The sequence below is a fragment of the Neorhizobium petrolearium genome (genome assembly GCF_029854435.1).
Classification (GTDB): Bacteria; Pseudomonadota; Alphaproteobacteria; order Rhizobiales; family Rhizobiaceae; genus Neorhizobium; species Neorhizobium petrolearium.
Genome location: NZ_CP123000.1, coordinates 3,625,542 through 3,651,514, shown reverse-complemented (window position 1 = coordinate 3,651,514; position 25,973 = coordinate 3,625,542). Strand labels below are relative to the sequence as shown.

At 61.7% G+C, this 25,973-nt stretch carries 26 protein-coding genes and 1 pseudogene; 10 read left to right on the top strand and 17 right to left on the bottom strand.

Features of this window, described 5'->3' with window-relative positions:
• Positions 1-100 precede the first annotated feature (100 nt).
• Both QEO92_RS18000 and QEO92_RS17995 read left to right on the top strand, forming a co-directional pair.
• A pseudogene (locus QEO92_RS18000) lies at positions 101-388 on the top strand (SDR family oxidoreductase); the annotation flags it as partial.
• The gene (locus QEO92_RS17995; RefSeq protein WP_081952867.1) at positions 385-1,020 is read left to right on the top strand and encodes an NADPH-dependent F420 reductase; all 636 of its coding nucleotides are present in this window, start codon (positions 385-387) and stop codon (positions 1,018-1,020) included. The pseudogene QEO92_RS18000 and the gene QEO92_RS17995, both read left to right, overlap by 4 nt.
• Here the strand turns inward: QEO92_RS17995 and QEO92_RS17990 are convergent.
• On the bottom strand, positions 1,017-1,679 hold the full coding sequence (locus QEO92_RS17990; protein WP_227703931.1) for a sulfite oxidase-like oxidoreductase: 663 nt from the start codon (positions 1,677-1,679) through the stop codon (positions 1,017-1,019). The two genes, QEO92_RS17995 and QEO92_RS17990, sit on opposite strands and share 4 nt — an antisense overlap.
• Before the next feature lie 88 nt (positions 1,680-1,767).
• On the opposite strand from QEO92_RS17990, the gene QEO92_RS17985 reads away from it, so the two are divergent.
• Both QEO92_RS17985 and QEO92_RS17980 read left to right on the top strand, forming a co-directional pair.
• Positions 1,768-2,940, top strand: a complete 1,173-nt coding sequence (locus QEO92_RS17985; protein ID WP_227703930.1) for an aminotransferase — start codon at positions 1,768-1,770, stop codon at positions 2,938-2,940.
• A gap of 27 nt (positions 2,941-2,967) precedes the next feature.
• A complete protein-coding gene (locus tag QEO92_RS17980) occupies positions 2,968-4,227 on the top strand; it encodes a DUF763 domain-containing protein (RefSeq protein ID WP_227703929.1) in 1,260 nt (419 codons plus the stop codon).
• A 6-nt stretch (positions 4,228-4,233) separates the two neighbouring features.
• Here the strand turns inward: QEO92_RS17980 and QEO92_RS17975 are convergent, their stop codons facing one another.
• Together QEO92_RS17975 and QEO92_RS17970 are read right to left on the bottom strand one after the other, a co-directional pair.
• A complete protein-coding gene (locus QEO92_RS17975) occupies positions 4,234-5,427 on the bottom strand; it encodes a pyridoxal phosphate-dependent aminotransferase (RefSeq protein ID WP_037152674.1) in 1,194 nt (397 codons plus the stop codon).
• Positions 5,428-5,448: 21 nt separating this feature from the next.
• On the bottom strand, positions 5,449-6,090 hold the full coding sequence (locus QEO92_RS17970) for a TetR family transcriptional regulator C-terminal domain-containing protein (RefSeq protein ID WP_227703928.1): 642 nt from the start codon (positions 6,088-6,090) through the stop codon (positions 5,449-5,451).
• 352 nt (positions 6,091-6,442) lie between these two features.
• On the opposite strand from QEO92_RS17970, the gene QEO92_RS17965 reads away from it, so the two are divergent.
• Positions 6,443-7,960, top strand: coding sequence for a globin-coupled sensor protein (locus QEO92_RS17965; protein ID WP_227703927.1), 1,518 nt, complete (start codon positions 6,443-6,445; stop codon positions 7,958-7,960).
• Positions 7,961-8,007: 47 nt separating this feature from the next.
• Here QEO92_RS17965 and QEO92_RS17960 read toward each other — a convergent pair whose 3' ends face one another.
• Positions 8,008-9,243: an MFS transporter gene (locus tag QEO92_RS17960; RefSeq protein ID WP_341871401.1), complete on the bottom strand. Its 1,236-nt coding sequence runs from the start codon at positions 9,241-9,243 to the stop codon at positions 8,008-8,010.
• A gap of 1 nt (position 9,244) precedes the next feature.
• On the bottom strand, positions 9,245-10,618 hold the full coding sequence (locus tag QEO92_RS17955) for an LLM class flavin-dependent oxidoreductase (RefSeq protein ID WP_227703925.1): 1,374 nt from the start codon (positions 10,616-10,618) through the stop codon (positions 9,245-9,247).
• A 134-nt stretch (positions 10,619-10,752) separates the two neighbouring features.
• On the opposite strand from QEO92_RS17955, the gene QEO92_RS17950 reads away from it, so the two are divergent.
• From QEO92_RS17950 to QEO92_RS17940, 3 genes are all read left to right on the top strand, one after another.
• Positions 10,753-11,277, top strand: a complete 525-nt coding sequence (locus QEO92_RS17950; RefSeq protein ID WP_052182966.1) for a helix-turn-helix domain-containing protein — start codon at positions 10,753-10,755, stop codon at positions 11,275-11,277.
• Between the two features lie 219 nt (positions 11,278-11,496).
• Positions 11,497-11,766, top strand: coding sequence for a hypothetical protein (locus QEO92_RS17945; protein ID WP_037152661.1), 270 nt, complete (start codon positions 11,497-11,499; stop codon positions 11,764-11,766).
• A gap of 193 nt (positions 11,767-11,959) precedes the next feature.
• Positions 11,960-12,640, top strand: coding sequence for a phosphoribosyltransferase (locus QEO92_RS17940; protein WP_227703923.1), 681 nt, complete (start codon positions 11,960-11,962; stop codon positions 12,638-12,640).
• Positions 12,641-12,642: 2 nt separating this feature from the next.
• Here the strand turns inward: QEO92_RS17940 and QEO92_RS17935 are convergent, their stop codons facing one another.
• A complete protein-coding gene (locus QEO92_RS17935; protein WP_227703922.1) occupies positions 12,643-13,395 on the bottom strand; it encodes an endonuclease/exonuclease/phosphatase family protein in 753 nt (250 codons plus the stop codon).
• 65 nt (positions 13,396-13,460) lie between these two features.
• Here QEO92_RS17935 and QEO92_RS17930 point away from each other — a divergent pair, with 65 nt between their 5' ends.
• Positions 13,461-14,402: a putative bifunctional lysylphosphatidylglycerol flippase/synthetase gene (locus tag QEO92_RS17930; protein ID WP_227703921.1), complete on the top strand. Its 942-nt coding sequence runs from the start codon at positions 13,461-13,463 to the stop codon at positions 14,400-14,402.
• Here QEO92_RS17930 and QEO92_RS17925 read toward each other — a convergent pair.
• The 4 genes from QEO92_RS17925 to QEO92_RS17910 all read right to left on the bottom strand — a co-directional run bounded on the left by QEO92_RS17925 (position 14,382) and on the right by QEO92_RS17910 (position 16,654).
• Positions 14,382-15,887 carry a phospholipase D-like domain-containing protein gene (locus QEO92_RS17925; RefSeq protein ID WP_037153645.1) on the bottom strand — a complete coding sequence of 502 codons (1,506 nt, stop codon included), beginning with the start codon at positions 15,885-15,887 and terminating at the stop codon, positions 14,382-14,384. The two genes, QEO92_RS17930 and QEO92_RS17925, sit on opposite strands and share 21 nt — an antisense overlap.
• 105 nt (positions 15,888-15,992) lie before the next feature.
• The gene (locus QEO92_RS17920) at positions 15,993-16,196 is read right to left on the bottom strand and encodes a hypothetical protein (RefSeq protein ID WP_037152655.1); all 204 of its coding nucleotides are present in this window, start codon (positions 16,194-16,196) and stop codon (positions 15,993-15,995) included.
• A gap of 34 nt (positions 16,197-16,230) precedes the next feature.
• Complete coding sequence (locus QEO92_RS17915; RefSeq protein WP_152601170.1) at positions 16,231-16,410, bottom strand: hypothetical protein; 180 nt, start codon at positions 16,408-16,410, stop codon at positions 16,231-16,233.
• Between the two features lie 97 nt (positions 16,411-16,507).
• Positions 16,508-16,654, bottom strand: coding sequence for a hypothetical protein (locus tag QEO92_RS17910; RefSeq protein WP_227703920.1), 147 nt, complete (start codon positions 16,652-16,654; stop codon positions 16,508-16,510).
• Between the two features lie 76 nt (positions 16,655-16,730).
• On the opposite strand from QEO92_RS17910, the gene QEO92_RS17905 reads away from it, so the two are divergent.
• On the top strand, positions 16,731-17,243 hold the full coding sequence (locus QEO92_RS17905; protein WP_037152650.1) for a ferritin-like domain-containing protein: 513 nt from the start codon (positions 16,731-16,733) through the stop codon (positions 17,241-17,243).
• Positions 17,244-17,386: 143 nt separating this feature from the next.
• Here QEO92_RS17905 and QEO92_RS17900 read toward each other — a convergent pair whose 3' ends face one another.
• From QEO92_RS17900 to QEO92_RS17870, 7 genes are all read right to left on the bottom strand, one after another.
• A complete protein-coding gene (locus QEO92_RS17900) occupies positions 17,387-17,599 on the bottom strand; it encodes a hypothetical protein (RefSeq protein WP_152601151.1) in 213 nt (70 codons plus the stop codon).
• Positions 17,600-17,902: 303 nt separating this feature from the next.
• Positions 17,903-20,071 carry a glycoside hydrolase gene (locus QEO92_RS17895; protein WP_227703919.1) on the bottom strand — a complete coding sequence of 723 codons (2,169 nt, stop codon included), beginning with the start codon at positions 20,069-20,071 and terminating at the stop codon, positions 17,903-17,905.
• Positions 19,998-21,065, bottom strand: coding sequence for a glycosyltransferase family 2 protein (locus tag QEO92_RS17890; protein WP_227703918.1), 1,068 nt, complete (start codon positions 21,063-21,065; stop codon positions 19,998-20,000). The genes QEO92_RS17895 and QEO92_RS17890 overlap by 74 nt, the downstream gene beginning before the upstream one ends.
• A 10-nt stretch (positions 21,066-21,075) precedes the next feature.
• Entirely contained in the window at positions 21,076-22,440 is a 1,365-nt protein-coding gene (locus tag QEO92_RS17885; protein WP_407721505.1) for a glycosyltransferase family 4 protein, read from the bottom strand.
• A 165-nt stretch (positions 22,441-22,605) separates the two neighbouring features.
• Positions 22,606-23,868 carry a glycosyltransferase family 4 protein gene (locus QEO92_RS17880; RefSeq protein ID WP_227703917.1) on the bottom strand — a complete coding sequence of 421 codons (1,263 nt, stop codon included), beginning with the start codon at positions 23,866-23,868 and terminating at the stop codon, positions 22,606-22,608.
• On the bottom strand, positions 23,865-24,638 hold the full coding sequence (locus QEO92_RS17875; protein ID WP_227703916.1) for a polysaccharide deacetylase family protein: 774 nt from the start codon (positions 24,636-24,638) through the stop codon (positions 23,865-23,867). The genes QEO92_RS17880 and QEO92_RS17875 overlap by 4 nt, the downstream gene beginning before the upstream one ends.
• A complete protein-coding gene (locus tag QEO92_RS17870; RefSeq protein ID WP_227703915.1) occupies positions 24,631-25,971 on the bottom strand; it encodes an O-antigen ligase family protein in 1,341 nt (446 codons plus the stop codon). Before QEO92_RS17870 ends, QEO92_RS17875 begins: the two co-directional genes overlap by 8 nt.
• Between the last annotated feature and the right edge of the window lie 2 nt (positions 25,972-25,973).

The window sequence follows — 25,973 nt, the reverse complement described above, 5'->3', positions numbered from 1 at the left end:
ACGATAAGGAGTATCGCACATGTCCACCACCTCTCATTCCCTCGTCGGAAAGACGGCCCTCGTCACCGGCGGTTCCCGCTCCATCGGCGCGGCGATCGCGGCTTCGCTCTACACCCTCACCAAGGGGGCGATTTCCGGTTTCAACCGCAGCCTCGTGCGCGATCTCGGGCCGCGCGGCATCACCGTCAATACGGTGCATCCCGGCCCGACCGATACCGACATGAACCCCGACGGCGGTCCCGTTTCGAAAATCGTCGGTCCCGGCATGGCGATCGGCCGCTATGGCAAGGCGCATGAGATCGCCAGTGTCGTCGCTTTCCTCGCCAGCCCCGACGCCGCCTTCGTCACCGGTGCCGATATCGTCGCCGACGGCGGCTTCACCGCCTGAACGCCCATCTCGTTTCAAGAAGGATCAAGACCATGTCCATCGGTATCATCGGCGCCGGCAATATCGGCGCAGCCTTCGCCCGCGCGCTTGCCCGGAACGGTTTGCGTGCCACCATCGCCAACAGCCGCGGCCCGGCCTCGCTCGAAAAGCTGACGGGCGAGCTCTCGCCCTGGATTTCGGCGGGAACGATCGAGGAGGCCGCAAGCGCGGACATCGTGCTGGTCGCGGTTCCCTGGTCGAAACTGCCAAAGGCGCTTGCCGGCCTGCCGGACTGGAACGGCCGCATCGTCATCGACGCCAACAACCCGATCGAGGCGCCGCTCTTCAAGCCGGCCGAACTCAACGGCCGTCTGTCGAGCGAGGTGTTTGCCGGTCTCGTGCCCGGCGCCCGCGTGGTGAAGGCCTTCAACCACCTGCAGCCGCATCTGCTCTCCGGTGACCCGGCTGCGGAAGGCGGCATGCGCGTGCTCTTTTATTCGGGTGACGATGCCGCGGCAAAGGCGGAAGTCGGCCGGCTGATCGACAAGCTCGGTTTCTTCGGCATCGACCTCGGTCCGCTTTCCGTCGGCGGCAGGCTGGTGCAATTCCCCGGCGGCCGGCTGCCGGCGCTGAACCTCGTCAAGTTCGGCTAATCGTCCGAGTATCGCTCCTCTGACCAGGGATCGCCCCGCATATGGTAGCCATTGTTCTCCCAGAAGCCGGCGCTGTCCCGGTCGAGGAATTCGATCCGGTGGAGCCATTTGGCGCTCTTCCAGAAATAGAGATGCGGCACGACCAGGCGCACCGGCCCGCCGTGCTCCTCCGTCAGCGGCTGGCCTTCCCAGCTATGGACGATGATCGCATCCGGCGAGGCGAAATCCGAGAGAAGCAGGTTGGTTGTGTAGCCGTCATAACTTGTCAGCATCACCGCCACCGCTTCGTCCTTCGGATCGACGGCATCGAGGAAGTCGCGGGTGGAAACGCCTTTCCAGTTGTTGTCGTAGCGCGACCAGGTCGTCACGCAATGGATGTCGGAGCGCATTTCGCTTTGCGGAAGAGCCTGGAAGGCGGCCCAATCGAAGGTCTTCGGGTGGTTGACGAGGCCGCGCACGTCGAGCTTCCACTGGGAGGTCGAGATCCGTGGCTGTTGGCCGAGATCGAGCACCGGCCAGTTCTTGACCAGATGCTGGCCGGGCGGCAGGCGCTCGGTTTCGGGGCGGGACACGCGCCCGGTCAGGAACTTGCCCTCTCCGGCCCATTTGCGCTTGGTGATGGTGAGTTTCGAATCCTCAGGCTGAATATCGTCGGCCATCTACGGTTCTCCTTGCGTCCCTCGATATTCTGATAAACAAGGGGGACAAATCAATCGCCCATCTTTGAAAACCTTGTCCTGGACAATCATGCCTGCCTTCAATCCTCTTGTCGAAAAGCTTTCGCCGCCGCCCGTTCCATCCGTTTTCGCCTGGGGGCGTGCCTATCAAGGGGCGAGGGGGCCGCTGATCGATCTGTCGCAGGCGGTCCCCGGTTATCCCGCCCATCCGGACATGCTGAGACTGCTCGGCGAGACGGCGTCCTCCAGGGTGTTCACCGGCTACGGACCGATCGAGGGTGAGGCGGAGCTTCGGCATGCCTATGCCGAGCATGTCTCGCAAGTCTATGGCGCGAACGTGGGGTCGGAGAACATCCACATAACGTCGGGCTGCAATCAGGCCTTCGTCTGTGCCGCGATGACGGTTGCCGGTCCGGGCAACACGGTCCTGATGACGGAGCCTTTCTATTTCAACCACGAGACCACGCTCGCCATGATGGGCATCAAGACCGCCTTCGTGGCTTGCGATGCGGCAAACGGCTTCCTGCCGGATCCGGCGCGTCTTGAAGCCGCAATCACCGGTGACGTTCGGGCGCTGGCGCTCGTGTCGCCCAACAATCCGACCGGGGCGATCTACCCGCCGCCGCTTCTGGACGCGGTCTTCAGGTTGTGCCGGCAAAAAGGCATCTGGCTCATCCTCGACGAAACCTATCGCGACTTCATGCCGGAGGCGGGCAAGGCGCCGCATGGCCTTTTCAGCCTCGACGGCTGGGAAGATACGCTGATCAGCCTCTACAGCTTTTCGAAATCCTTCTGCATTCCGGGCCACCGGCTGGGTGCGATCACCGCCGGCTCGACAGTCGTCGAACAGGTTGCCAAGATCATGGACAACCTGCAGATCTGTGCGCCGCGCGCCGCCCAGGCGGCTGTCGCAAGGGCGTTACCTCTTCTCGCCGGCTGGCGCGAGCAGAACCGGCAGGAGATCGGCCGCCGCGCGGACGCGCTGAAAGCGGTGATGCGTTCACTCAACGACTGGAAGCTCGATGCGATCGGCGCGTATTTTGCTTTCGTGCGTCATCCCTTCCGCGGCGTAGGCTCTGCGGAGGTGGCGGAGAAGCTTGCCCGGGAGGCGGGTATCATCTGCATTCCCGGCGCCTATTTCGGCGAAAACCAGCAGGATTACCTGCGGTTTGCCTTCGCCAATGCCGACGTTCCGACGATCGGCCTTCTGGAGGAACGTTTGCGGAACTTTGCCCTGTCATAAGGCGGGCGGTCGTTCTATAAGCGGAGCATGGTTCAAAGAGCAGGCAGCGCCGATCTTCCGCTTCACGGCGGCCGGGTTCCCCGGTGGCTCGGCGAGCGCATGACGAAACTCGGCGCGGTCATCGCGCAGGCGATCGTCATCGAATACGGCCGCGACGAGTTCATGCGGCGGCTGGCGCATCCCTTCTGGTTCCAGTCCTTCGGCTGCGTCATGGGCATGGACTGGCATTCGTCGGGCATCACCACCAGCGTTATCGGCGCGCTGAAGCGCGGGCTGACGCCGCTCTCCGGCGAACTCGGCATCCATGTCTGCGGCGGACGCGGCCAGAATTCGAGGCAGACGCCCGGCGAGCTCATGGCGATCGGCGACCGGGTGGGTTTCGACGGCGAGGGTCTGGCGACCGTCAGCCGGCTCGTCGCCAAGGTGGACAGTGCTGCGGTTCAGGACGGGTTCGATCTTTACCTGCACGGCTTCATCGTCGCCGACGACGGCAAATGGGTCGTGGTGCAGCAGGGCATGAACGGCGACAAGCGGCAGGCCCGGCGCTATCACTGGATTTCTGAAGGGATCACCAGCTTCGTCGATTCTCCGCATGCAGCGATCGAAGGCCGCAAACAGGGCGAGATCGTCAACCTCGCCGACCGGCGTGCGGATGCATCCCGCAAGGGCCAGCTCGACCTGCTCGCCTCGCTCGGGCCGGACCGGATCGTGCGAGAGGTGATCGCGCTCGATCCCCCGTCAAAGGCGAAAGATATCGCTCAGCCGCTGCTGCCGCATCTCATCATGCCAGCGCATCATGATGTCCGCGAGGAAGACGTCAACATGAAGCGGCTGCACGGCACGCTTGCCGCCGCGGCCGATCGGGGGCCTCAGGATTTCGAACAATTGCTGCTCACGCCGGGTGTCGGCGCCCGCACGGTCAAGGCGCTCGCCATGGTCGCCGAAGTGGTGCATGGGGCGCCCTGCCGCTTCTCCGATCCGGCGCGGTTCTCGCTTGCGCATGGCGGCAAGGACCGGGAACCGTTCCCCGTGCCGATCAAGGTCTATGACGAGACGATCCGCGTAATGAAATCGGCCGTCGGCAAGGCGAGGCTCGGCCGCGACGAGGAGTTGCAGGCGCTCAAGCGGCTGGATGACCAGGCCCGCCAGCTCGAACGCTACGTCACCGGCCCGGACCTCAAGGAGATCGTCGCCGGAGAATTCCACCACTCGCATGAATGGGGCGGCCGCAGCGTCTTCGGCTTCGAGCCGCCGCCGGAGAACAAGGCTGAAAAGCGTGGCGGTTGAGAACCGTCAGGCGCGCTTTTCCTCTGCCGAGACAAGGCGGCCGGCGAGTTCGCCGACACGGCCCATGGCGACTGCGAGCACATCTTCCGGCACCGTCAGCGAGACGCGCAGGAAGCCGGCCGCCTGATCACCGAAGGAGGTTCCGGGCATCACCGCGACCTTTTCCTGATGCAAGAGTTCCCAAGCGAATTCCTCGCCGTTGAGGCCGGTTGCCGTGACATCGAGAAGAACGAACATTCCGCCTTCCGGCGGCATGGGCTTGATCAGGTTGCTGCCTGCAAAGGCCTTTTCGACGATCTCTGCGCGACGACGATAGTTCTCGCGCATCACGTCTGCCGTTTCGAAATGCTGCGAGAGCGCCATGGCCGTCATGTCGGAGATGAACGGCTGGACGCCGAACAGCATGGTTTCCGAGACCGGCAGCAGCTTTTCGCAGAATTCTTCGGGACCGGCGGCCCAGCCGCTGCGGAAGCCCGGAGCTGCATGCGACTTCGAGATGGACGAGACGACAATGGTGCGCTCGGCAAGCTCCGGAATATCGAAGGGTGAGGCGAAGGGCGTGCCTTCAAAGATCAGTTGCTCATAGACCTCGTCGCAGACGATCCAGAGGTCGTGGCGACGGCAGACGTCGCCGATTGCGGCGATCTCGGCGGCGGTCAGCACTGCGCCGGTCGGGTTATGCGGGGTGTTGAGGAGCAGCACGCGGGCTTCCGGGGTGATCGCCCGTTTCAGGTCTTCGGCCTGCAGGTGGAATTTCTTCTCCGGGCGGAGCGGAACCGGGATCATATGGGCGCCGGTCGAGGCGATGACGCCTTCGTAGGTAGCATAAAGCGGGTCACCGACGAGCACGCCGTCGCCGGCTTCGGCAAGGCCGGTCATGACGCTGTAAAGCGCGGTCTGGGTGCCGGGAAAGCAGAGGAAGTTCTTCTCGGTGACGTCCGGTCGGCGTTTCGAATATTTCCGGACCAGTGCTTCCAGGATCGATGGTTCACCGCGACCGTTGGAATAGCGGGTGCGGCCGGCATACATCGCACGCGCCGCTTCATCGAGCAGCGCCTTGTCGGGCGCCACGTCGGGCTCGCCGATCGTGAGCTCGATGATCTCCTCGCCGGCTGCCTTCATGCGGCGGGCGGCCAGATGGACGGCCCAGCGGCCGGAGCCGAGATGAGCGAGACGGTCGGTGATCGAGGCATAACGCATCGGTATTTCCTTTTGTTGTCGTTATTCGTCTGAAAGCCCGCCCGGCCGGAGATGCAAAAGCGCCTCAACCGAACTCAACGCATTCTCGGCCAATTCCCTGTCTGCGAACATGTCTGCGGCCAATGTTCCTTCGAGCCATAGGCCGTCGACCAGTGCGCTCAGCGAAATCGCATATCTGCGGCATTGGTCCGAACTCACAAGACGTTGCTCCTCCTTGAAGAAGGCGGTGAGCAGGGTTTCCAGCGCTTCGAGAAAGGCCAGATAGTTCTCGCGATGAATGGCGGCAAAGCTCGGATCGATCTGGATATGGCTGATGAAGGCGGCCCAGAGCGAAAGCGTGCGCGGATCGGTCACCGGCGGCGTGACATTGGCGACGATGAAGCGGCGCAGCCGCGCCTTGGCCGTTTCGCCCTCGATGGCCGCCGCGATCGCGGCTTCCGTCATGCCGGTCATCACCTTGCGGTAGGCGGCCTGCAGCATCTGGTCCTTGCCGGTGAAATAATGCCGGATCAGCCCTCCCGTCACGCCGGCACGCGTGGCGATCTGGCGGACCGTGGCGCCCTGGATGCCGGACTCGGCGATGCAGTCGAGGGTTGCGGTGATCAGATCCTCGCGCCGCTCGGCCTCGCTGGCGCGATAATAAGTCCGTCGGTTCTCCGTCATCGCCGGGTCTCGTCCGGATGACGTATCAGAACACGCAACAAAGACGTCGACATGGCCCGCGAGCCGTAGGCGTTCATAAAGATATCCCTCGGGAAAACGGAGGCGGACCTTTTCGGCTGCTCCGAATTCGGGCCGCTCTTTTTCGGATTTGATTGTTATTATACGATTGGATAATTGCCGCACAAGTGCCGATCTCTTCCAGCACGCAGCGCCCGACCACCAATCTCCCCGAAAAGCCAAGATATCATCAGGTTTCAGGGAGCCTTATTAAGGGATCGTATACCATAGGTTCACAATATGGCGCCCGTACATTTCGTACGGATAGTGCACTGTGGAACGGGGGCTTTGCAGAATGTCGTCGGCTGAAGAGAAACGCGAATTGCAGAAGCGCCTGGATTTCGTCGGGCTGGACCAGGAGGCGCGTGCCACGCTTCGCCGGCTGGATCCGGTCATCAGCGCCAGTTTGGCACCGGGGCTCGATGCCTTTTACAAAAAGGTCCAATCGACACCGGAAGTTGCCGGCTTCTTTTCGAACCAGGCGCATATGGATGCCGCCAAGAAGCGCCAGATGAACCATTGGCGCGTCGTCGGCGAAGCGAAATATGACGAACATTATGTGGAAGGCGTCCGCGCGGTCGGTGCTGCGCATGCCCGTACCGGTCTTGATCCGCGCTGGTATATCGGCGGCTATGCGTTGATCGTAGAGCACTTGATCCATGCGGTAATGGCGGCCAGCTGGCCGTCCCGCTTCGGCCGCAGCAATTCCGAAAAGCTTGCCAAGGAAATCAGCACGCTCGTCAAGGCAGCGATGCTCGACATGGATTATTCGATCTCCGCCTATCTCGATATCCTTGCCGCAGAGCGCCGTAAGGCAGAGGAGGCAAAGCAGGCGGCCGAGCGGGAGCAGAATATCGCGCTTCAGGCGCTGGACGACGTTTTGAAGGGGCTTTCCGTTGGTGATCTGGAAAGCCGGCTTTCCACCGACCTGCCGTCAAATTTCGTCCGCATGGCTGAGGATTACAACAACAGCGCCGAGAAGCTGCGCCTGACGATGGCAACGGTCCGCCAATCCGGTGAGGAAATCCTCACCAGCACTAATGCGATCACCCAGGCTTCCAAGGATCTTGCCCGGCGAACGGAAGAGCAGGCGCAGGGACTGGAGGAAAGCTCGGCGACGCTGCACCAGCTCACACAAAGCGTTTCCGGCACCGCCGAGGGCGCCGGCAAGGCGGCCGCTGCCGTCGATGTCGCGCTGTCGGAAGCACGAGCTTCGGGTCCGGTGGTCAAGCAGGCAGTCGCGGCGATGGGAGAGATCGAACGCTCATCCGACGAGATCTCCAAGATCATCGGTGTCATCGACGAGATCGCCTTCCAGACCAATCTCCTGGCGCTCAATGCGGGCGTCGAGGCAGCCCGCGCTGGAGAAGCGGGACGGGGTTTTGCCGTCGTGGCGCAGGAAGTGCGGGCACTCGCCCAACGTTGCGCCGATGCAGCCAAGGAGATCAAGGACCTGATTTCCGACAGTTCCCGTCAGGTTCAGGCGGGCGTCGACCTCGTCAACAATGCCGGCACGGCTTTGAGCCAGATCACTGATCGCATCGACGACATCAATGCCATTGTGAAGACCATCGCTACGGAAGCCGGGCACCAATCCCTCGGCCTCCGCGAGGTCAATGGCGCTTTAAGTCACATGGACAAGCTCACCCAGGAGAATTCCGCCATGGTGCAGGAAACCTTCGGACGGACTTCGGATCTTCGGGATGCGGTGGAACGGCTGGTGACGGCGTTGCGTGGCTTCAAGACCCGCAGCATGGAGCGGCTTGGGCGCGATCGTCAACAGCGGGAAGAGGAAAGCCGCCGCGTCGCCTGACGTCCACTATTGCGATCTACCGGGCGCGTCGGCCCCTTTGACATGCGTCAGCGCCTTCCGCCGGCCATTCGGATAGCATCCGGCCTGCCTCGCAGGATCAGCATCGATATTGCACCGAAGATGGGCCCGACCGCGAGCAGCATGAAAGTCCAGCGCCAGCCGCCCAGCAGTTCCGCGAGATGCGGCATCAGCCAGATCATGAAGATGGTGAGCGCAAAACCCATGCCCATCTGCAGGGAAAGCGCGGTGCCGACATATTTCTGATCGGCGAGTTCCGTCACGGCAGCGGAGAACTGTGCCGAATCCCCGATGATCGAGATCCCCCAGACGATCACGACGAGTGTCAGCAGCCAGGACGGCCCGTCGAAGACGAAGCCGATCAGCAGGGCGCAGGTGCCGGAGACGATCATCAGGCCGGCGGTGGTGGCGGTGCGGCCGAAGCGGTCCGACAAGAGGCCCCCGGCGAAGCAGCCGATGACGCCCGAGGCCACGGCAACGAAGGTCAAAAGCGAGGCCTGGCTGTTGATGCCGCTGCCGCCGTCGAGTGCGGCGGTCAGATAAGCGAGCAGCCAGGCCCACATGGCGTAAAGCTCCCACATATGCCCGAGATAGCCACCGTTCACCAAAAGCAGATTGCGGTCTTTCAGCACCCGGCCGATCTGAGCCGGGTCGAACAAGGCCTTGCCGAACGGGTATGGCCCTTCCCGTGTGCAGGCGAGGAAGACCATGGCGCCGATCAGTGTTGCGCTGCTCGAAAGCAGGACGACATATTGCCAGGCGATGGCGGACGACATGCCACGGAAGAGATGCGGCAGCGATGAGCCTGCGGTGATGGCGCCGATAACCCCGGCAAGCGCCAGCCCCCGGCCGGAGATGAACCAGGTCGAGACGAGCTTCAGCGCCGGCGGATAAACGCCGGCCAGCGCAAAGCCGGTGACCATGCGACAGAGGACAGCACCGAATGGGCCGGGTTCTAGAAGGATTGCGGCATTGGAGAGCGCCGCGAGCAGAGCCGAGCCAGCCATCAGCCGGTTCATGCGGACCAGGTCGGGCAGGTTGAAGAAGCTCGCCGATAGCGCTCCAATGACAAAACCGATCTGCACTCCGTTGGTGAGCCACGCAGCCGTGCTTTCGGAAAGCGACCAGGCGTGTTTGAGGTCCGGCGCGATGGCGTTCGCCGAAAACCAGGTGGAGAAGGACAGGACGACCGCAAGGCACAGCAGGGAAAGCATGCGCCAGCGGCCTTCGGCCTGAAGTTCCAGGGACTTCGCTGTCGTCATCATCTCACCCCGTCATGCGATATTTCGTGGCCATGTGCCGGTTCGGTAGCCGCGGTGTTCCGAACAGTTTTTCACGGAACGTGCCGTCGCGATAGCTCGTCTTGTAGAGGCCGCGCTCCTGCAGGATCGGGATCACGAGCGCGATGATATCGTTGAAACACTCCGGCACAACGGTGCGCGACAGGTTGAAACCGTCGACGCCGGCCTGTTCCGCCCAGGTGACGAGGGTGTCGGCGATCTGTTCGGCGGAGCCGATCATCGGTGCCTGACGGCTGCCGAGCACCATCTGTTCCAGGAGCTTGCGCCTGGTCCATTGCGGTCCGACGGTGCGGGTCATGGCTTCGATGTTCGAGACAATCGCCGAACTCTTGCCTGTTTCGATCGGCTCGTCGAGATCGTATTTGGCAAGATCGATGCCGAGCGAACCCGCGGCATGCACGAGTGCGCCTTCGGAACTCACATAGGCACGATAGTCCTCGAATTTCTCCTGCGCCTCCTTCTCCGTGCGGCCGGTGACGATGGTTGCGCCCATGAACACCTTCACGTCGTCCGCCCCGCGGCCATATTCGACGGCGCGGGCGCGGATGTCGTCGACGATATCCTTCACGCCTTCGATCTTCTGGCCGTTGACAAAAACGCATTCGGCATGTGTCGCCGCGAATTGTCGGCCGCGCGTCGAGGAGCCCGCCTGGTAAAGGACCGGGGTCCGCTGCGGCGACGGCTCGCAGAGATGGATCGCATCGATGCGGTACTGTTTGCCGTGATGATGGATCTTATGGACCTTCTCGGGACGAGCATAAAGATGGCTCTGACGGTCGAAGATGACCGCGTCATCCTCCCAGCTTCCCTCCCAGAGCTTGTACATCACCTCCATATATTCGTCCGCAAGATCATAGCGGTCGTCATGGGCGGCCTGCGTATCAAGGCCGATCGCCTTTGCCGCGCTGTCGAGATAGCCAGTTACGATATTCCAGCCGATACGTCCGCCGGTCAGGTGATCAAGCGTCGACATGCGCCGGGCAAAGAGGAAAGGCGGCTCATAAGTCAGGTTGGCGGTAACACCGAACGAAAGGTGTTCCGTGACGGCGGCCATGGCCGGCACCAGCATCATCGGATCGTTGACCGGCACCTGCACCGCATGCTTCAGCGCTGCGGCATTGCTGCCGCCATAGACATCGTTGACGCCGACGACATCGGCCAGGAAAATGCCGTCGAACAGGCCGGCTTCCAGGGTCTTCGCGTAGTCTGTCCAGTAGCGCAGTTCGGCGTATCGATGCGACTGGTCACGAGGATGCGCCCATAGCCCTTGCTGAATATGGCCGACACAGTTCATGTCAAAAGCGTTGAAACGGATTTCGCGCGTCCCATTATTCCCCATGACACACTTCCCTTTATTCTCGTTGCGGACAAGACTTGTCTCTTATATGATTTGAACGTCCACTATAAAAGACGATTGACGAAAGGCAAGCAGCTTTGCAGCACGTGCAGAAGGACCCGGTTCAGGCGATTGCCATGCGGGTGAAGATCGAGCGGGAAGCGCGCGGTTGGTCGCTTGCGGAGCTTGCGGAACGTTCCGGAGTCTCCAAGGCGATGATCAGCAAGATCGAGCGCTGCGAGGCAAGCCCGACTGCGACCGTGCTCGGCCGGCTTTCCGGTGCCTTCGGCCTGCCGCTTTCGGTGTTGCTGGCCCTGGCGGAGCGGGTACAGGAGCGCATTGCCCCGCAAGCGGAACAACCGGTCTGGACCGACCCGGAAACCGGTTATACGCGCCGAGCCGTCTCACCGCCGAATTCCATGCTGGAGCTTATCGATGTCTCGCTGCCGCCGGGCGTGCGCGTGCCTTATCCCGCCGCGGCCTTTGCTTTCCAGCACCAGCAGATCTGGGTGCTTTCGGGGAGGCTCGATTTTCAGGAAGGGACGGCGCTGCATCATCTTTCCGAGGGCGATTGCCTGCTGCTCGGTCCGCCGTCCGATTGCGTCTTCTTCAATCCGGGCAAGGCCCCGACGCGCTATGTGGTGGCGCTGACGAGACGCTGAGACGGGCTTTGCAAAGAAAAAGCGCTTCCCGCACAGGGGAAGCGCCAGTTGGGGAGGGTACTTATGACGCTGTCGGCCGCGTGGAGGTTCGTCGTCCGACACGCCGTGAACACATAGTCGTGAATTTTGTTCCATTTTGGATTTCGATCTCGTGTTCGCAAACGGAACAATCCCCGGCGGCGTCGGTTCTGCAATCGACCAACAGGGAGAACGAAAGCGATGAGCAAAGCCGTAGAGACCATGGACCACACTGAAATCCGTCAGTGGATCGAAGAACGCGGCGGTCACCCGGCCCGCGTCAAGGGCGCCGGGGAAGGCGGCATCCTGCGTGTCGACTTCGGCAAGCCGGAGGAAGCGCTGGAGAAGATCGAATGGAACGACTTCTTCTCGATCTTCGACAAGAACAAACTCGCCTTCCTTTATCAGGACGAGACGGAGGCCGGAAAGACCAGCCGCTTCAACAAGTTCGTATCCCGGACGAAGCACTGAGCGAACCGCAGTTCCATGCTGCAGCCGCGAGCATGAAAGCGAACACTGCAAGGATGGCGGCGTCTGGTGCTGCATATCGGAGATGAAACCGGCCTTAAGGTTGCCCCACATCCCTGCGGTGGTTATGCTCTTTGTGCCGGAGGAAACAGGAGGCGCGGCCTGCGGTCGCGCCGCCATGCTATGGGAGGAAGACATGCCCGGTTTGGCCCCCGCTTTTTCCGATCGCGAGGATGCTGGCAGGCAGCTTGCGGAAGCGATGCAGTCGGTGCAGCTTCAGGATCCTGTCGTTGTGGCACTTCCTCGCGGCGGCGTGCCTGTCGCCTTCGAGATCGCACAGCGGCTGGGAGCGCCGCTTGATCTCCTGATCGTGCGTAAGATCGGGGCACCCGGCCATCCGGAATATGGTATCGGCGCGGTGGTCGACTGCAAGGAACCGCATGTGGTGGTGAGCGAAGAGGCTGCCCGTCACTTCCGCATCCCGCCAGGATATCTCGCCACCGAGCGGGAGCATCAGTTGGCCGAGATTGAACGCCGGCACCGCATATATTTCGGCGAAGATGAGCCGCAGGACCACGATCATGCGGGCCGTGATATCATCCTGGTCGACGACGGCATTGCCAACGGGAGCTCGATCCGCGCCGGTATCCATGCGCTGAAGGAGATGGGCGTCGGCTCGATCTGGATCGCCGTGCCCGTCGCGCCGCGCGATCTCGTGGAATCTCTGCGGGAAGAGGTCAATGACATCGTCTGCCTGTCTGCGCCGCAGCACCTCGAGGCGGTGAGCGCGCATTATGCCGATTTCACGGAAACGACGGACCAGGATGTCGTGCGCCTTCTGAAGGAAGCCCGAAGGCTGAACCGGATGATCCATTGAAATCATAGATGAACGGTGGTCAGGAGCGGCAGGTGATCGGAGGCGCGGCGTGTCAGCGGCGTCGAGATGACCTGTACGTCTACCGGCGTGACCTCGCTGGAAACGAAGATGTGGTCGATCCTCAACAGCGGGTAGCGTGACGGGAAGGTTGCCCTGGGTTTTGCCTTCAAACGAGATTGCACGTCAGCCATCCGGCGGGCGACGGTTTTGTAGGTGGCGGTAGACGGAGTGGAATTGAAATCTCCGATCAGGATACGAGGCTTCTGATGGCAGGCGGGGCTCCCGAGCCAGGAGGGGCCGAGAAGCGCGCCGATCTGGCTGAGCCGGTCACGGCCGCGCAGTCCGAGATGCGTATTGAACACCTGCAGGCAATGATCGCCGACCTTGATCTCCACCCATATCGCACCACGCGGTTCGCCAACGGAGGGCAGGCCTCCGCCCTTGATCATCCTTGCCGGCAAAGCAGTGAGGATGGCGTCTCCATAGCGTTCTTCAGCGACGTTGAGGGCTGGATGGAAATGGAATTCCATGCGCAGCAGAGAGGCGATGGCATGAGCCTGATCGACGCCGCCGGTGCGGCTGCGGCCGACATCCAGTTCCTGCAATCCGATGATATCGGGTTCTACGGTTGCGATGACTTCGGCCACTCGCGCAGGGTCAAGCTTGCGATCAGTGCCGATGCAGCTATGGACGTTGTAGCTCAGGATTTTCAGACGAGGCCCCTCGAAGGATGGTGGAACTGTCGGATCGTTCATAGGGCAGGGAACACCTTTGCCGGTTTTTCGTTCCCGTCCACATATAACCACTCGCGGGAAAGGGTATGACCTTCAGGCGTTACATGGTGAAGCTCCTCGTCGGCGCGGCGATCTGCCTGGCGATCTTCCTCGTCTATCGCAGTCTGGGCCGCTATACCCTCGATGAAATCGAGGAATCGGTCCAGTCGATTGCCGGTTTCCGGCTGGCTTCCGCCTTTTCCTTCGTCGTCCTGTCCTATCTCTGCCTGACCGGCTTCGATACGCTCGCGGTGCTTTATACCGGCAAGCGGCTTGCCTACCGGCAGACGGCGCTTGCCTCGTTCACAGCGCTTTCGATCGGGCACAATGTCGGACTTGCAGCCCTGAGCAGCGGCGCCGTGCGCTATCGGTTCTATTCGCGCTGGGGGCTGACGGCCGAGGAGGTTGCGAAGGTCATCATCTTCTGCGGAATAACGGTCGGGCTCGGACTTGCGACGCTTGCCGGCCTGGCATTGCTGCTGCAGCGGGGCGATGAGCCGAACCTTATCGGGCTTGATGGCCCGGCGAGGATCGTGGTGAGCCTCCTCTGTCTTGCCATACCGGCCGCTTATCTGTTGCTTTGCGGCTTTGTACGCCGGCCTCTCTGCCTGCGGACATGGCGTTTCGAGCCGCCGGGAACAAGAATTGCCCTCGGCCAGATCGTCATTGGCGCGCTCAATTTTGCATGCGTTGCCGCCTCGATCCGCCAGCTTCTCGCGACGTTCACCGACGCCGGTTATCTTGAAGTGGCGAGCGCTTACGTGACGGCGAATATCGCAGCCCTCATCAGCCATGTGCCGGGCGGGCTCGGAGTCCTTGAGGCGACGATGCTCGGCATCCTGCCGTCGACCGCCTCGATCGGCGCCCTGGTCGCCTTCCGGGTGCTCTATTTTTTCGTGCCACTGACAATCGGCGTACCGATCTTCATCGTCACTGAAGCCTATTATCGCCATCGGGGCGGCAGGTATTCAGAACAGACGGTGATGTGACAGGCTGGAGAAGAAGTTCCGAAGTCCGTTTCGGATCAGCGGGATCGGCCAGAAGGGCTGTTTCGGATCGATGATTCCGGTGCCGACCATGGATTCGGTCTCGCCTTTTTCGGGATCTATATCGAAGGATCGCAAGCCGCGCGGCTTGACGTTCAGCCTGTCGATGGCTGCCAGCATGGAGCCTGTCTCGTTGATGATCCGTGCCACTTCGGCCGGTTCGGCATCGAGATGTTCCGCCAGAAGGTCGTTGCGCAGAGCAGCGATGGCCTGCCTGCCGGCAGGATCGGCGGTCTCGACGGCAAGATCGCATTCTGTGTCCAGTCCCTCCGAGCGATTGTTCAGATTGGACGATCCGACACGCGCGAAGCGATCATCGACGATGATCACCTTGGAATGCACGATGATCTCCCGTTCGCCGCCTTTGCCGTCCGGCACCGCGGCATAGAACACACGCAGCCGGCCGTGTCGGTCGGCCCGCTTCAGGCGGCGGATCAGACGGTTTCGGTTGTGACCCATCATCAGCTTCTCCAGGAAGCCGTGGGATTCACGGGTGACGATGACGACGACCTCCGGGCCGTCGGCCCGGCGGAGCCGTCTGGCAAGGGTGCGGGCCACGCCAAAGGAGGCCAGGTATTGGGTCTCTATGTAGAGATGCCGCCTGGCGCTGCGCAGCGCGTCGTGGGTCAGGCGGATCGCTTCACGGTGGCCGAGGCGGCCTTTCCACCTCCACGGTTCCGTGAGGGCAAGGCCGGTGCTGCAATGGGTCAGCGCCGGTTTGAGATCTGCCGGCCAAGGCTTTTCGCCGGGAATATGCTGAGGGGTGAGGACTTCGCCGGTGGCCTTCTTCCAGCGTCGTCGCGCCACATCGCCGATCAATCGCGCGATATCGCCGGTTACGATGGTCTGCATGTCGTGGAGCGGTCCATAGGGCGTGCCATCCGGCGAGCAACGCAGGGGATTTGTAGCTGCATGGCTGCGGTCGTCCCAGCGGCGGGCCGTCAGGTCGATGCCGCCGAGGAAGGCTGTGTTGTCGTCGATGGCGACGATCTTCTGGTGATGGCTGGCGCGAAGCGGATGATCGAAATCGAAATGCAGAAAGATACGGGGATGGTCGCTCCATTCCATCTTGCCGAAAATCTTCAGGCTCTTGCCGGAATAGACCGGTCCCATGCCCCAGACGAGGATGCGGATTTCGAGGGCGGGCTTTTCGTCGACCAGCTTGCGAAGAAGATCACCAAGTGTCTCTCCGTCCGGATCGTGGGGCCTCAACACGATGTTGGGATTGAAGTCCCAGCCGATGATGAAGAGCGAACTCTTGGCTTGGCGCAACACCTGGTCCAGCCGGTAAAAATAATCCTCGCCGTCGATAAGGAAGGCGAGCTTTTCCGCCGTAGCGCTACGCCAGGCGTTGCGGCCCGGCCGGATGATGGGCTCGAACTGGAATATGGATTCCTGAAAAGAAAGCGATCGCGTCTTCGTATCCACCTCAACCACCTCGTCGTGCAATTGATAAGGAAACGTGTGAATTTTATCCTTTGTTCCCGAAGGCCAATCCCGCTCCGGGAGAGAGCGGGAGGGCGGGGCCGGCAACTATTCACCTTCGGTTTGCTGCGGTGGGTTCGGCGCGACGAAATCACCGCCCGTGTCTCCAAAAATCTCCATGGAGGCGACCAGCGCGAGAAGGATGAAGGCTGCCGCGACAAGCAGCTTCCAGAGCCCGGACGTCACCAATGTCCTGCTGTCTTTCCGTGGTATCTGCCTGTGGTCCAGGTGCGTATGGCGATGGATATCCATAGTTGCCCTCCCGGCGCCTTGCGCCGGTATCGCTTTAATGTGCGGTCGGGTTGCCAGGCGGCATGTGGGCTGGCGGATTGGGATTCTCATCAGGATTGGGCACCGGCACCTCATCCGGCAGACGATCCGGTTCCGGTTCCTCGATCGGAGGCTCCGGGGTCCAGACAGGCGCCGGCATCGGCGGCTGTTCGCTGGGTTCGCGAGGATCAGGTATCATGAGAATACTCCCTGTTATTCAGCCCACAACCGTCCGGCATGGTGATTGTTCCTCGCAAATCGCCGTTTCGGAAACCGTCAAGATCCAACAGTTCCTATCGGTTCGTGGAGCCGGTGCTCGTGGGGTCGCTTCCCTGCGCCGTGTCGTTCGATATGCGGCTGAGGTAATGCCCGGCCGCCAGCAACAGCAGCACCGGAATATTGGCTCCGAGGATTGAGGTCGTTCTGGTTGTCAGCGTCATGATCTTGCCCCTATGGCTAGTAAACTGCTTGCGATCCGCCTGTCGGGCGGCAAACCGGTTTTGCGAGGAAATGAGAATGGCACATGCTCGAGACAATTTCCTGGCCTGGCTTCGCGCAGCCCATGCCATGGAGGAACAGGCGGTCACCATGCTGACCGACCAATCGCGCCGGATAGAAAGCTACCCCGACCTCAAGGCCAGGATCGTCCAGCACCTTCATGAAACGGAGGCGCATGCGCAGGCCTTGAAGGACCTGCTTGATCATTTATCGGGTTGGACCGGCGCAGTGACGCTCAAGGACATGGCGGCGAAGCTTGCCGCGAAGGCCCAGGGTGTCGGCGGCATGCTCACCAGCGACGAGGTCGTCAAGGGCGCGATGACGAGCTATGCGTTCGAGCATCTCGAAATAGCCAGCTATCGCGTGTTGATCGCTGCAGCCGACGAACTCGAGGAGATGGAGGCGAAAGCTGTCTTCGAGCGCATCCTCGCGGAAGAAGTTGCCATGGCCGACTGGCTGGAAGCCAATCTCGATCCGATCACTCGCATATTTCTGATGCGGGACGAACGGGACCTTATGGCCAAGAGATAGTTTTTGGCCGGCCAGAGTGGATGGTGAGACCTTTTTAGGAGAGTTTTATTGGCTGAAGCAAAGCTGATGCGAGGAGGAAGCCCGAGCAGGATATCCGGACGCCACAAGGCTCAGCGCTCCAGCTTTCGATCCCAGCCGCGATGTCAGTTTCTCAAAGCTCCGCAATCCAACTGGACTTGCAGGTCTTTTTCATCCCGCACGCCCTGCTGGTAAAGCTGGATGATCCTTGCGGCAAGGTCGTTGGCGGCAAGGCTTCCACCGGTCAGCCCGCGCTCGGCGCAGAGACCGTCAAAAAGACGCTTGAGAAATGCAAGTTCATTCGGTTCGAAAGTGCTTGTCAGAACTGCCGGATTCATCTTTTCAGCCTCCACTATCTGGGGGCGAAAGCGCTCCTGTCTTCCAGTCGCCGCTGCCCTTATCCATAGCTGGCGATGCCCGAAAGATGACTCTTTCTCCTACCCTTTGCAAGCCAAGAACGAAGACGGATCGGTTTCGAGCGGGTGGTTTTGTTCCGTTTTCACCTGCTCGTGAATGACAGTGCTTTCTACGCGTCCAGATGGTTTGCCTCGTGATCGTGAAACTGCTCTGTCTGCCCGGGCTTCGCTACCGAGTTAGCGTTTCCGCGAATGCTTGGTCGGTTCGGCTGGACGCCCGAACGATCAGTCTGTTTCGAGCAGGAAGAATGTGGCGGGACCAGCCGGCGTGTCGTTGTTGAGTTGGAAGCGCAACGGTCCATTGCCGCTTTGAAGCGGTGCGTGTACGACGCCGTCCAGTCCGACCGGCGAGAGCCGCCAGCGACCGGTTCGATGCTTAAATTCAATCGAAAGCGTGCCCTTGCGGATCAAGACCGGCAAGGTGCCGAAATCCTCGATCACCTTCTCCTCTCGATCCCGGAACCGCATGTTCGTGTTGCGGGCGTCGGTGGCGAAGATCAGCAGCATGCGCTTGGCCGTCGCGAGCGATGCTGCCCCATCGAGCGCCGAGGCCGCAAAAAGTGCGTCGCCGTCCCCGCGTTCGATGCGGATCGTTTCGAGATCGATCGGGCCATCCAGTGCCACGAAGGCGGCGGCTTCGGTGCGCGGCGCCGATAGCGTCAGACTGCGCTTATCCCTGTCGAGGAGCAGTTCTCCGGTATCGCTCTGGAAGATGCCCTGGGCCGGGTCGGTGCGATTGTTTTCCGGCAGCAGGCCCGAGGCCTTCATGGCCGCCAGCAGTTTGCCGGCGTCTGCCTCGCCGCGCGGCTGATTGACCGCAAGCGACTCGCGCAATCCGTCCGATTGCCTGAGGCCGATGCGGGAGACGAGCGACAGCACGGTCAGGGTGTCGGGCTCGGTCGCCTGCATGTCATCCGTCAAATCCTCCTCGCCGCGGACAAGGAAGGGAATGGTGTTACGCGACATGGAGACATCGCCGCGCCGGAAGAGGAGGGCGGAGAGCGTCTCACCGGCGCGGGCGACCGGATCGAGCGCGATCGCATAGGGCAGCATGGCGCGCTTGTGGGGGAAGGGCTCGCCATATTGCAGGGCGATCGGTCCGTGCCCGTGGCGGCAGAGCATGTCCCAGCCCTGCAAGGCTGCATAGGCGGGCATCACGAGGCCGGCCTCGTAGCGATACCGGTTCCAGAAGAGATGATCGTATTCCGTGATGCCGAAAGGCTTACCGAGCCAGCGGCTTGCGGCGGCCATGCGCATGTAGGAGCCGGCATCGGCGAGCGAGCTTTCGTTCTTGATCTTCGCTCCGGGCTCATAGCTCATTACGCCGTCCTGGTAGGTGTTCATGGTGACGGCTTCGAGGTTCTGGCGGGTGAGCCCGGTCTGCACCGTCGGCCAGTTGTTGTAATCGCTGACGAGGCCGCGATAACCGAGCTCCCGCAAGACCCTGGTCATGCGGGCAAGTGCGTCCTTCTCGGTCTCGACGAAAAATGCCTGCAGATCGCGCAGACGCGGACTATCGGTATAACGTTCGACGGGCAGGCGCACCGAGGCATTTTCCAGCCGTTCGTTCGCCCGAAGATCCGGCCATGCGGCCCTAAGCGCCTGGGTCGAGCCGTAGCGTTCGCGCAGCCAGGTGTTGAATGGTTGGCGCAGGCTGTCCGGATAGGGGCGGCCTGCCCGGTCATGGACAACCGTCTCGAACTCCATGCTGTTTTCGTTGACGAGGACCACCATGGCGAGCGCGTCGTCGCGGATCGGGGCGATGCCGGTGTAGGGATTGACCCGGGTGAGGAAATCCGTGACCAGCCTTTTCCAGTGGGCGAAGGCCCTGTCCTGATAATTGACTTCGAGCTTGAGGCCTTCGGAGGGCGCCCACCGGTCGTCATGACCACCATAACCGCCGCGCCAGGAGGTGAGCCCGTCGACCATCCAGTAGATGCCGTGCTTCTTCAGCGCAGCCATCAGGTAGTGGATGCGATCGAGGATTTCCGGATCGAAATCGAAATCCTTCTGCCGGCCGAACATCAGGCTTCCGTCAATGAAATGGAAGCGGGCGATGTTGTAGCCATGCATCGCGAGCTGTCTGGCGTAGACATCCGCGTCCGCGTGGTTCGGAAAGCCGCCGGATGCTGGACTCCACGCGAGCGAGGCGCAGAACAGGCGGGCCGGCCTATCCGGCGCGCCGGCTCTTGCCAGACGGCCGTCCGTTCCGGCGACAAGCCGGCTATCCCCGTCGATGGGGCCGTTCGGAAGGAAGCCGGAAAAATCGAGCGGGCTGCCGGGGGCGATGGTAAGCGAAATCTCCCGGACCGGAAGCCAGTCAGCCGGCCAGGCTGGGCTGGTCGAAACCGTGAGCGCGAGCGCCGCTGCCAGGATGCGGACCAGTCTTTTCATCTCCGTCTCCGATCTCCCGGCTCTCCACCCATCCGCCGGGATCGCGCCGTGGGGCGAAAAAGCCGAAGGGCACTGCCATCGTGTGGAACAGCCAGGCGACTACCGTATAAAGTCCGAGCTTGAAATTACCCTTCCGCCACGACATCAGCGCAACGATGGCTGCGAAAATGCCGAGCACCGATCCCAGCGCAAGGAGCTTGTCCGGGATGGCGATCAGCAACCCGAGCGAAAAGAGGATCCAGGCCGCTACCAGCGCCCAGAGCCGGAGCTCCGGCAATTCCGTCAGGAGCCGGGCAAAATAGGGCTTTCCGAACGAGGCACGCAGCAATTCGCCGATGCCGAAGAGATATTTGGTTTTCCAGCGGCGGACGAGCAGGCGATAGGAATTGACGTTGTGGCCGTAGTGCCGGACGAAGCGGCGGTCGAGGCGAAAGAGGCTCCAGCCCGCATGGCGAAGCCGGATGCCAAGGTCGAACTCCTCGTATCCGTGCAGGTTCCTGTCCGTCAGGTAGCCGATGTTCTCGACCGCAGCACGGCGATAAAGCCCGCCGCCGTTCATCCGGTCGATGGCGCCGGTGCGGTTTTCCGGGGCATTGCGCTGGACGCGGCGCGTATATTCCAGATTGTCGAGCATCATTTCCTCGACATGGCCTGTCACGCCCCCGGCCTTTGGATGACGGTCGAGATAGGCAAGCGCCTCGGGGAGGAACCCGGGATCGAGATCCATGTCGCCGTCGATCAGGCAGATGAAATCCTGCCGCGCATACTGGAAGCCGAGTTGCGGGCCGATGCCGCAGCTCGGACGCGCCGGGTTTTCGATCTGGACGATGCGGACCGGATAACGCGACGCGATCTCGACGGTGGCGTCCGACGAGCCGCTGTCGGCGACGATCACTTCGCCTCGACCGCCGGGCAGTCCTGCCAGCGCGAATTCGATCGTGCGGGCGATCCGCTTTTCCTCGTTCAGCGTCTTGATGATGACCGATACGCTCACGGCCGCTCCTTCATTTTCCCGACGATACCAGGGATTTGTAGACTTCCAGCGTGCTGCGGGTGATGGAAGGCCAGGCATAGGTCCGTTCCATTTCCCGAATGCGCGACAGGGCGGTCTGGTGACCGAAGGGCTCGGCGATCTTGCGTGCCAGAGCCTCGGCAAGGGCATCGACATTCCCGGCGGGGAAATAATCTTCCGGTGGCAATTCCACTTCGTGATTGGCGACGATATCGCTTGCCAGCACCGGCAGGCCGTAACCCATGGCTTCGAGGAGTGAAATGGGCATGCCCTCGTGGATCGACGGCAGGACGAAGAGCCCTGCCTGCGAGAACAGTGCGGCCAGCTCTTCGCCGCTCTGGAAGCCGGTCAGCACGACGTTCGGAACGCGTGCCGCCATCTCCTCGATCTCCTTCGCATAGGTCGTGCCCCGGTGATCGGCGCCGCCAACCAGGACCAGTTTCCAGTCCGTCTGCTTCAGCTTCCCGAATGCGGCGATCAGGTCGGTCTGGCGCTTTTCGGGCACGAAGCGGGCGACCATGACGATGTACCGGCGGCGCTGCAGGCCGAACCGGTCGAGCGTCGCCTTGCCGACGAGGCTCGGCCTCACGGTCACGCCGTTCGGGACATGGGCAACCTTCGCGCCGTACCGACGCTTCATCGTCTCCGCCACATCGCGCGAGACGGCGATCCTGGCGCTGGCAAACCGCATGGCCAGCCGCTCGCCTAGCTTCAGCACCCTTTTTGCCGTCGGGCTCCATTTCTCGCGGTCGTAATCGTAGCCGTGATGGGTCATCACCACCTTCAGTCCGAAAAGACGCGCCAGCGGGGTCAGCAGGCCGGGGCCGACCGCGTGGATATGCAGGATGTCAGGACGGCGGACGGCGGCATAGAGGACACCGATGAGCGTATGGGCGAAGGCCTCGAAGAGCATCGATTTCGGCGCCCAGAGCGGCGCGATGCGGATGCCGCGCCAGATCGACCCCTTCTGTTCGGCGAGATACTGGCGGCGGCCGAGCACTTCGACGTCCCAGCCGCGTGCGACGAGTTCCTGGGCAAGCATTTCGACATGTTTTTCGACGCCGCCCTGCACATTCGGGATGCCTCGGAGGCCGAGCATCATGACGCGCTGGCGAGGGGTCTCGCGCCCCACAAGGATGTCGGGAGCGTTGACGACGTCGGGTAGGGCAGGCGAGAGGCGTGGTGCCTGGCCGACGACGACACGCTCGATGCGGCGCTGCCCGGCCGGATCGGGGCGCGGAAGAGCCTGGGCCTGCAGCAACTGCGCAGGGATCTGTTCGAGCGACGACAGGTTCTCCGGAAGCTTCCGGGCAGACTGCGGGTGCCGTTTGCTCGACGTGTTGATTTTCTTGTCCATCCACCGATACCAGAAATCATTTCCTGGCGTCGGTTCTACGGAGGGAGCCTTCTTATACCGGCAAGAAAAATCCTAAGATTTTAAAGGAGTTGTGCAGTTATTGAGCAAAGCGGCGGAAAAATTTGAAGACACTCGACCTATTTTGGGAATCGGCTTTTGCGACCGTCAAACCCCGGTAAGGGATTGGTAAAGATCAAGCGTTTTCCGGCGGTAGGCCGCCCGTGAGAATTCATCGGCAATCCAGGCGCGGCCCGCCTGTCCCATCGCCGCCCGCTCGGCGGCCGGACGGGAGGCGAGATCTGCAAGCGCCTCTGCCAGGCCGTCCACCGAACCGGCGGTGGCGGTCAGCCCGGTCTCGCCTTCCCGGATCATTTCCGGGATGCCTCCGATTGCGGCACCGACGACCGGGCGGCCGAGCGCATAGGCTTCCAGAATGCTGATCGGCGCATTCTCGTACCATTCGGAAGGCAGGACGAGGCCGCGCGACTTACCGATGAGCCGGAAGAGATTTTCGCCCGACAGGTAACCAGCGAAGGTGACATCGGCCCCGGTCGAATGCGCAATTTCCTTCAGAGCCGCTTCCTCCGGTCCGGTTCCCGCGATCACCAGCTTCTGGCCCGCCCTGGCGCAGGCACGGATCAGTGTCGCGATGCCCTTTTCGGGCGCCAGTCGACCGGCGAAGACAAAATAATCGCCCTCCGTCCAGTCGGTGGAGAAATGATCCACATCGACGAAGTTCGGGATATGGACCAGCTTTTGCGCGGGCCAGCCCCATTCGATCAGTTTCTCGCAATAGAAGCGGCTCGGCACGACGATGCGGTCGACCTTGTTGCGATAGAGGCCGAGGCTCCGGTGGAGGAGCGTCTCGGCGAAGACCACGGCGCTGAGCGGCAGCGAGCCCTTGACGCAGCGGTTGACGACGACGTTGTGAATGCGGCCGCCCTTGCAGTCTTCGCAGATCGCTCCGTCGCGCAGCATCTTGTAGGAGGGACAGGCGAGTTTCAGGTCATGGGCCGTCATCACCACCGGAATGCCGGCATCTTTCAGCGTGGAGAAGATCGCCGGCGAGATATGATGATAGATGTTATGCGCGTGTGCGATGTCCGGGCGCGCCTTGTCGATCAGGCGCTTCAGGTTGCGCTGCGCTTCGAAAGAATAGATGACCTTCGCGGCCTGCGCGACCTTGTCCTTCAAGCCGATCTCGCGGCCGTATTCGATCTCGGATACGAAATAGTCCGACCATGGCGAGGGCAGGTTCTTTTCATGCTGCATGGCGAAGGGCACGACATTCCAGCCGATCTCTTCGAAAAGCGCCGTATGGTCGAAGAACACCGCCTCGGCGCCGCCGCGCCGGTAGAAATAGTTGTTGATGTTGAGAAGGCGACGTGTGTCCGCCATCGTCACCTGGACATTCGTTGGAGCGTTCATCGTGGATCAGCCTCCCAGCCCATGGCGCGCGCTGCCGCCTCTATCGTCAAAATGCGACATCCACGCTGATGGGCATGACGGACCAGATGTTCGAAAGTCCCCGGCGTGCAGCCAAAAGGCGTCGGGGTTTCGGTAATGTCGTGGGTGAAGAAGATGAGCCAGCCAGGATTGTTCACAACCTCATCGATCCAGCAGGTCAGCCCGTGCGCATGTTCCTCGGGTTGACGGATTTCCACCGCTTGCAGCATCAACGGGTCGACTGCGCCGCGGTTGATCGCCTCGCCGGCTCCCCGACAGGTCCGGTAGCGGCTGGCGAGTTCACGGCGTGCCGGCGGCCAGGCGGCGTTATAGGGGAAGGCGAAGCTGGTGGCCGGGCGGGGAATGCCGATACCACGCAGATAGCGGGCGCTTTTGTCGAGGTCGTCGGCCAGTGCTGAGCCGTAGGAGCGGACGCGACGATGGGCGAATGTATGGCAGCCGATCTCGTGGCCTCGGCGGAAAAGCTCGAGAGAGCCTTCGCGGCTGATCAAGGTCCGGTCCGGTTCGACCAGACCTTCGATGCCACCGGCGATGTAGAACGTACCGTGCGCATCGTATTTCTCCAGGATCGCCGCGCCGTAGGTCAGGGCCGTATCCGGCACGTCATCGAACGTGAACGAGACGATCGGAACATCGGTTGCGACCGTACGGGTTCGCGGGGCCATCTTCCAGATGAGCCGGTTGCTGACCCGGTCGATCAAGCTGCCCATTGCCTCCAATGCATCAGGCATGGGCTGGCTTCCCTCTTCGCATCGATTCCTCCTCGATATGGACCGCATTCGCCTCGTAACGGAGCCCGAAGATCGCCATGCAGAACAGGAACCAGCCGATGATGTAGCCGGCCGAACTTTCATAAAGGAGGCTTTCGAGGCACGTGGTGAAGATCATGTAAAGCCAGATGCGCAGGAAAAGCCGTCCGCTATGACTTATCTTTCCCTGGGCGCCGATCTTCGAAAAGCTCCGCAGCGGCACAGCGAAGAACCAGATCAAGGAAAGAACGAGGGCGGGTATTCCGCCGATCAGCAGGATCTCCACATAGGAATTATGTGCATGCGACGCCTGGATGGCCCAGGTCTCCAGACCTTCGCCGCCATAGACCAGTTCCTGCGTGCGCCAGAAGGATTTGAGGCCGAAACCGGTCATCGGGAATTGCGAAATCGCGTTGAAGGCGAGCCGCCAGATATCGGTGCGGTTGGTGAAGGTCGCATCCACGCCGAGGCTTGTCACCAGTTCGCTCAGGGCCGGGGAAAGGGCGGCGCCTACGGCGACGAGGTTGAAGGCTGCGACCCCGCCGAAGGAAAGCGGGATGCGCAGGAGCGGGAATTTTTCGAACAGCCAGGCCAGCAGGATAATTGCCGGCAGCATGGCCGAAGCGGTCTTGCCGCCGGTGTGCATGAGAAACCATGTTGCGCTGACGACTATTGTCAGGCCCACCAGCCGCGACCAGGTTCGCATGATGAATATGCCGCAGAAGGCAAACAGCACCATGGCGGCCGCTGCATTGTTCTTGTGCGGAAAATAGCCGCGCCATAGCCCGGCATGCATGGGTTCGGAAACCTCTGCAGCCGAATGGATGGAAAAGTACGGCAGAAAGAAGATACCGTAATAGGCAAGCCCGATGCAGGCAAGCGTTCCAATCGCCAGAAGCTTGGCGAAATGGGTTTCGGACCGCGGCAGCAACAGGCAGGCATTGGCGCCGACGACGATCAGCGATGTGACGAACAGCGCCTTGAGGCCGTTGAAGCTGTGGTTCGAGATGAGCGAGACGAACAGAAGCCAGAGGAAAAGTGTCAGCATCAGCCACCACGGCTGCAGGAGCGTGCCCCGCATCGGGGTCATCATGGCGCAGGCGAGTGCGCCGAGCGGCAGGAAGATGAACAGGAGCTGGTTGAGCCTGCTGGAATTGTCGGTTTCGATGCTCGCGGATGAAGGCAGTGTCAGATCGTAGAAAGGATTGATCGATATCGCGACGAACAGGAATATGGCGATGAACAGCAGCGAGCCGATCATGCTGCGATGATCGATCTCAGATGAGCTTATCGCTGCGGCGGCGGGGCTGCGCATGG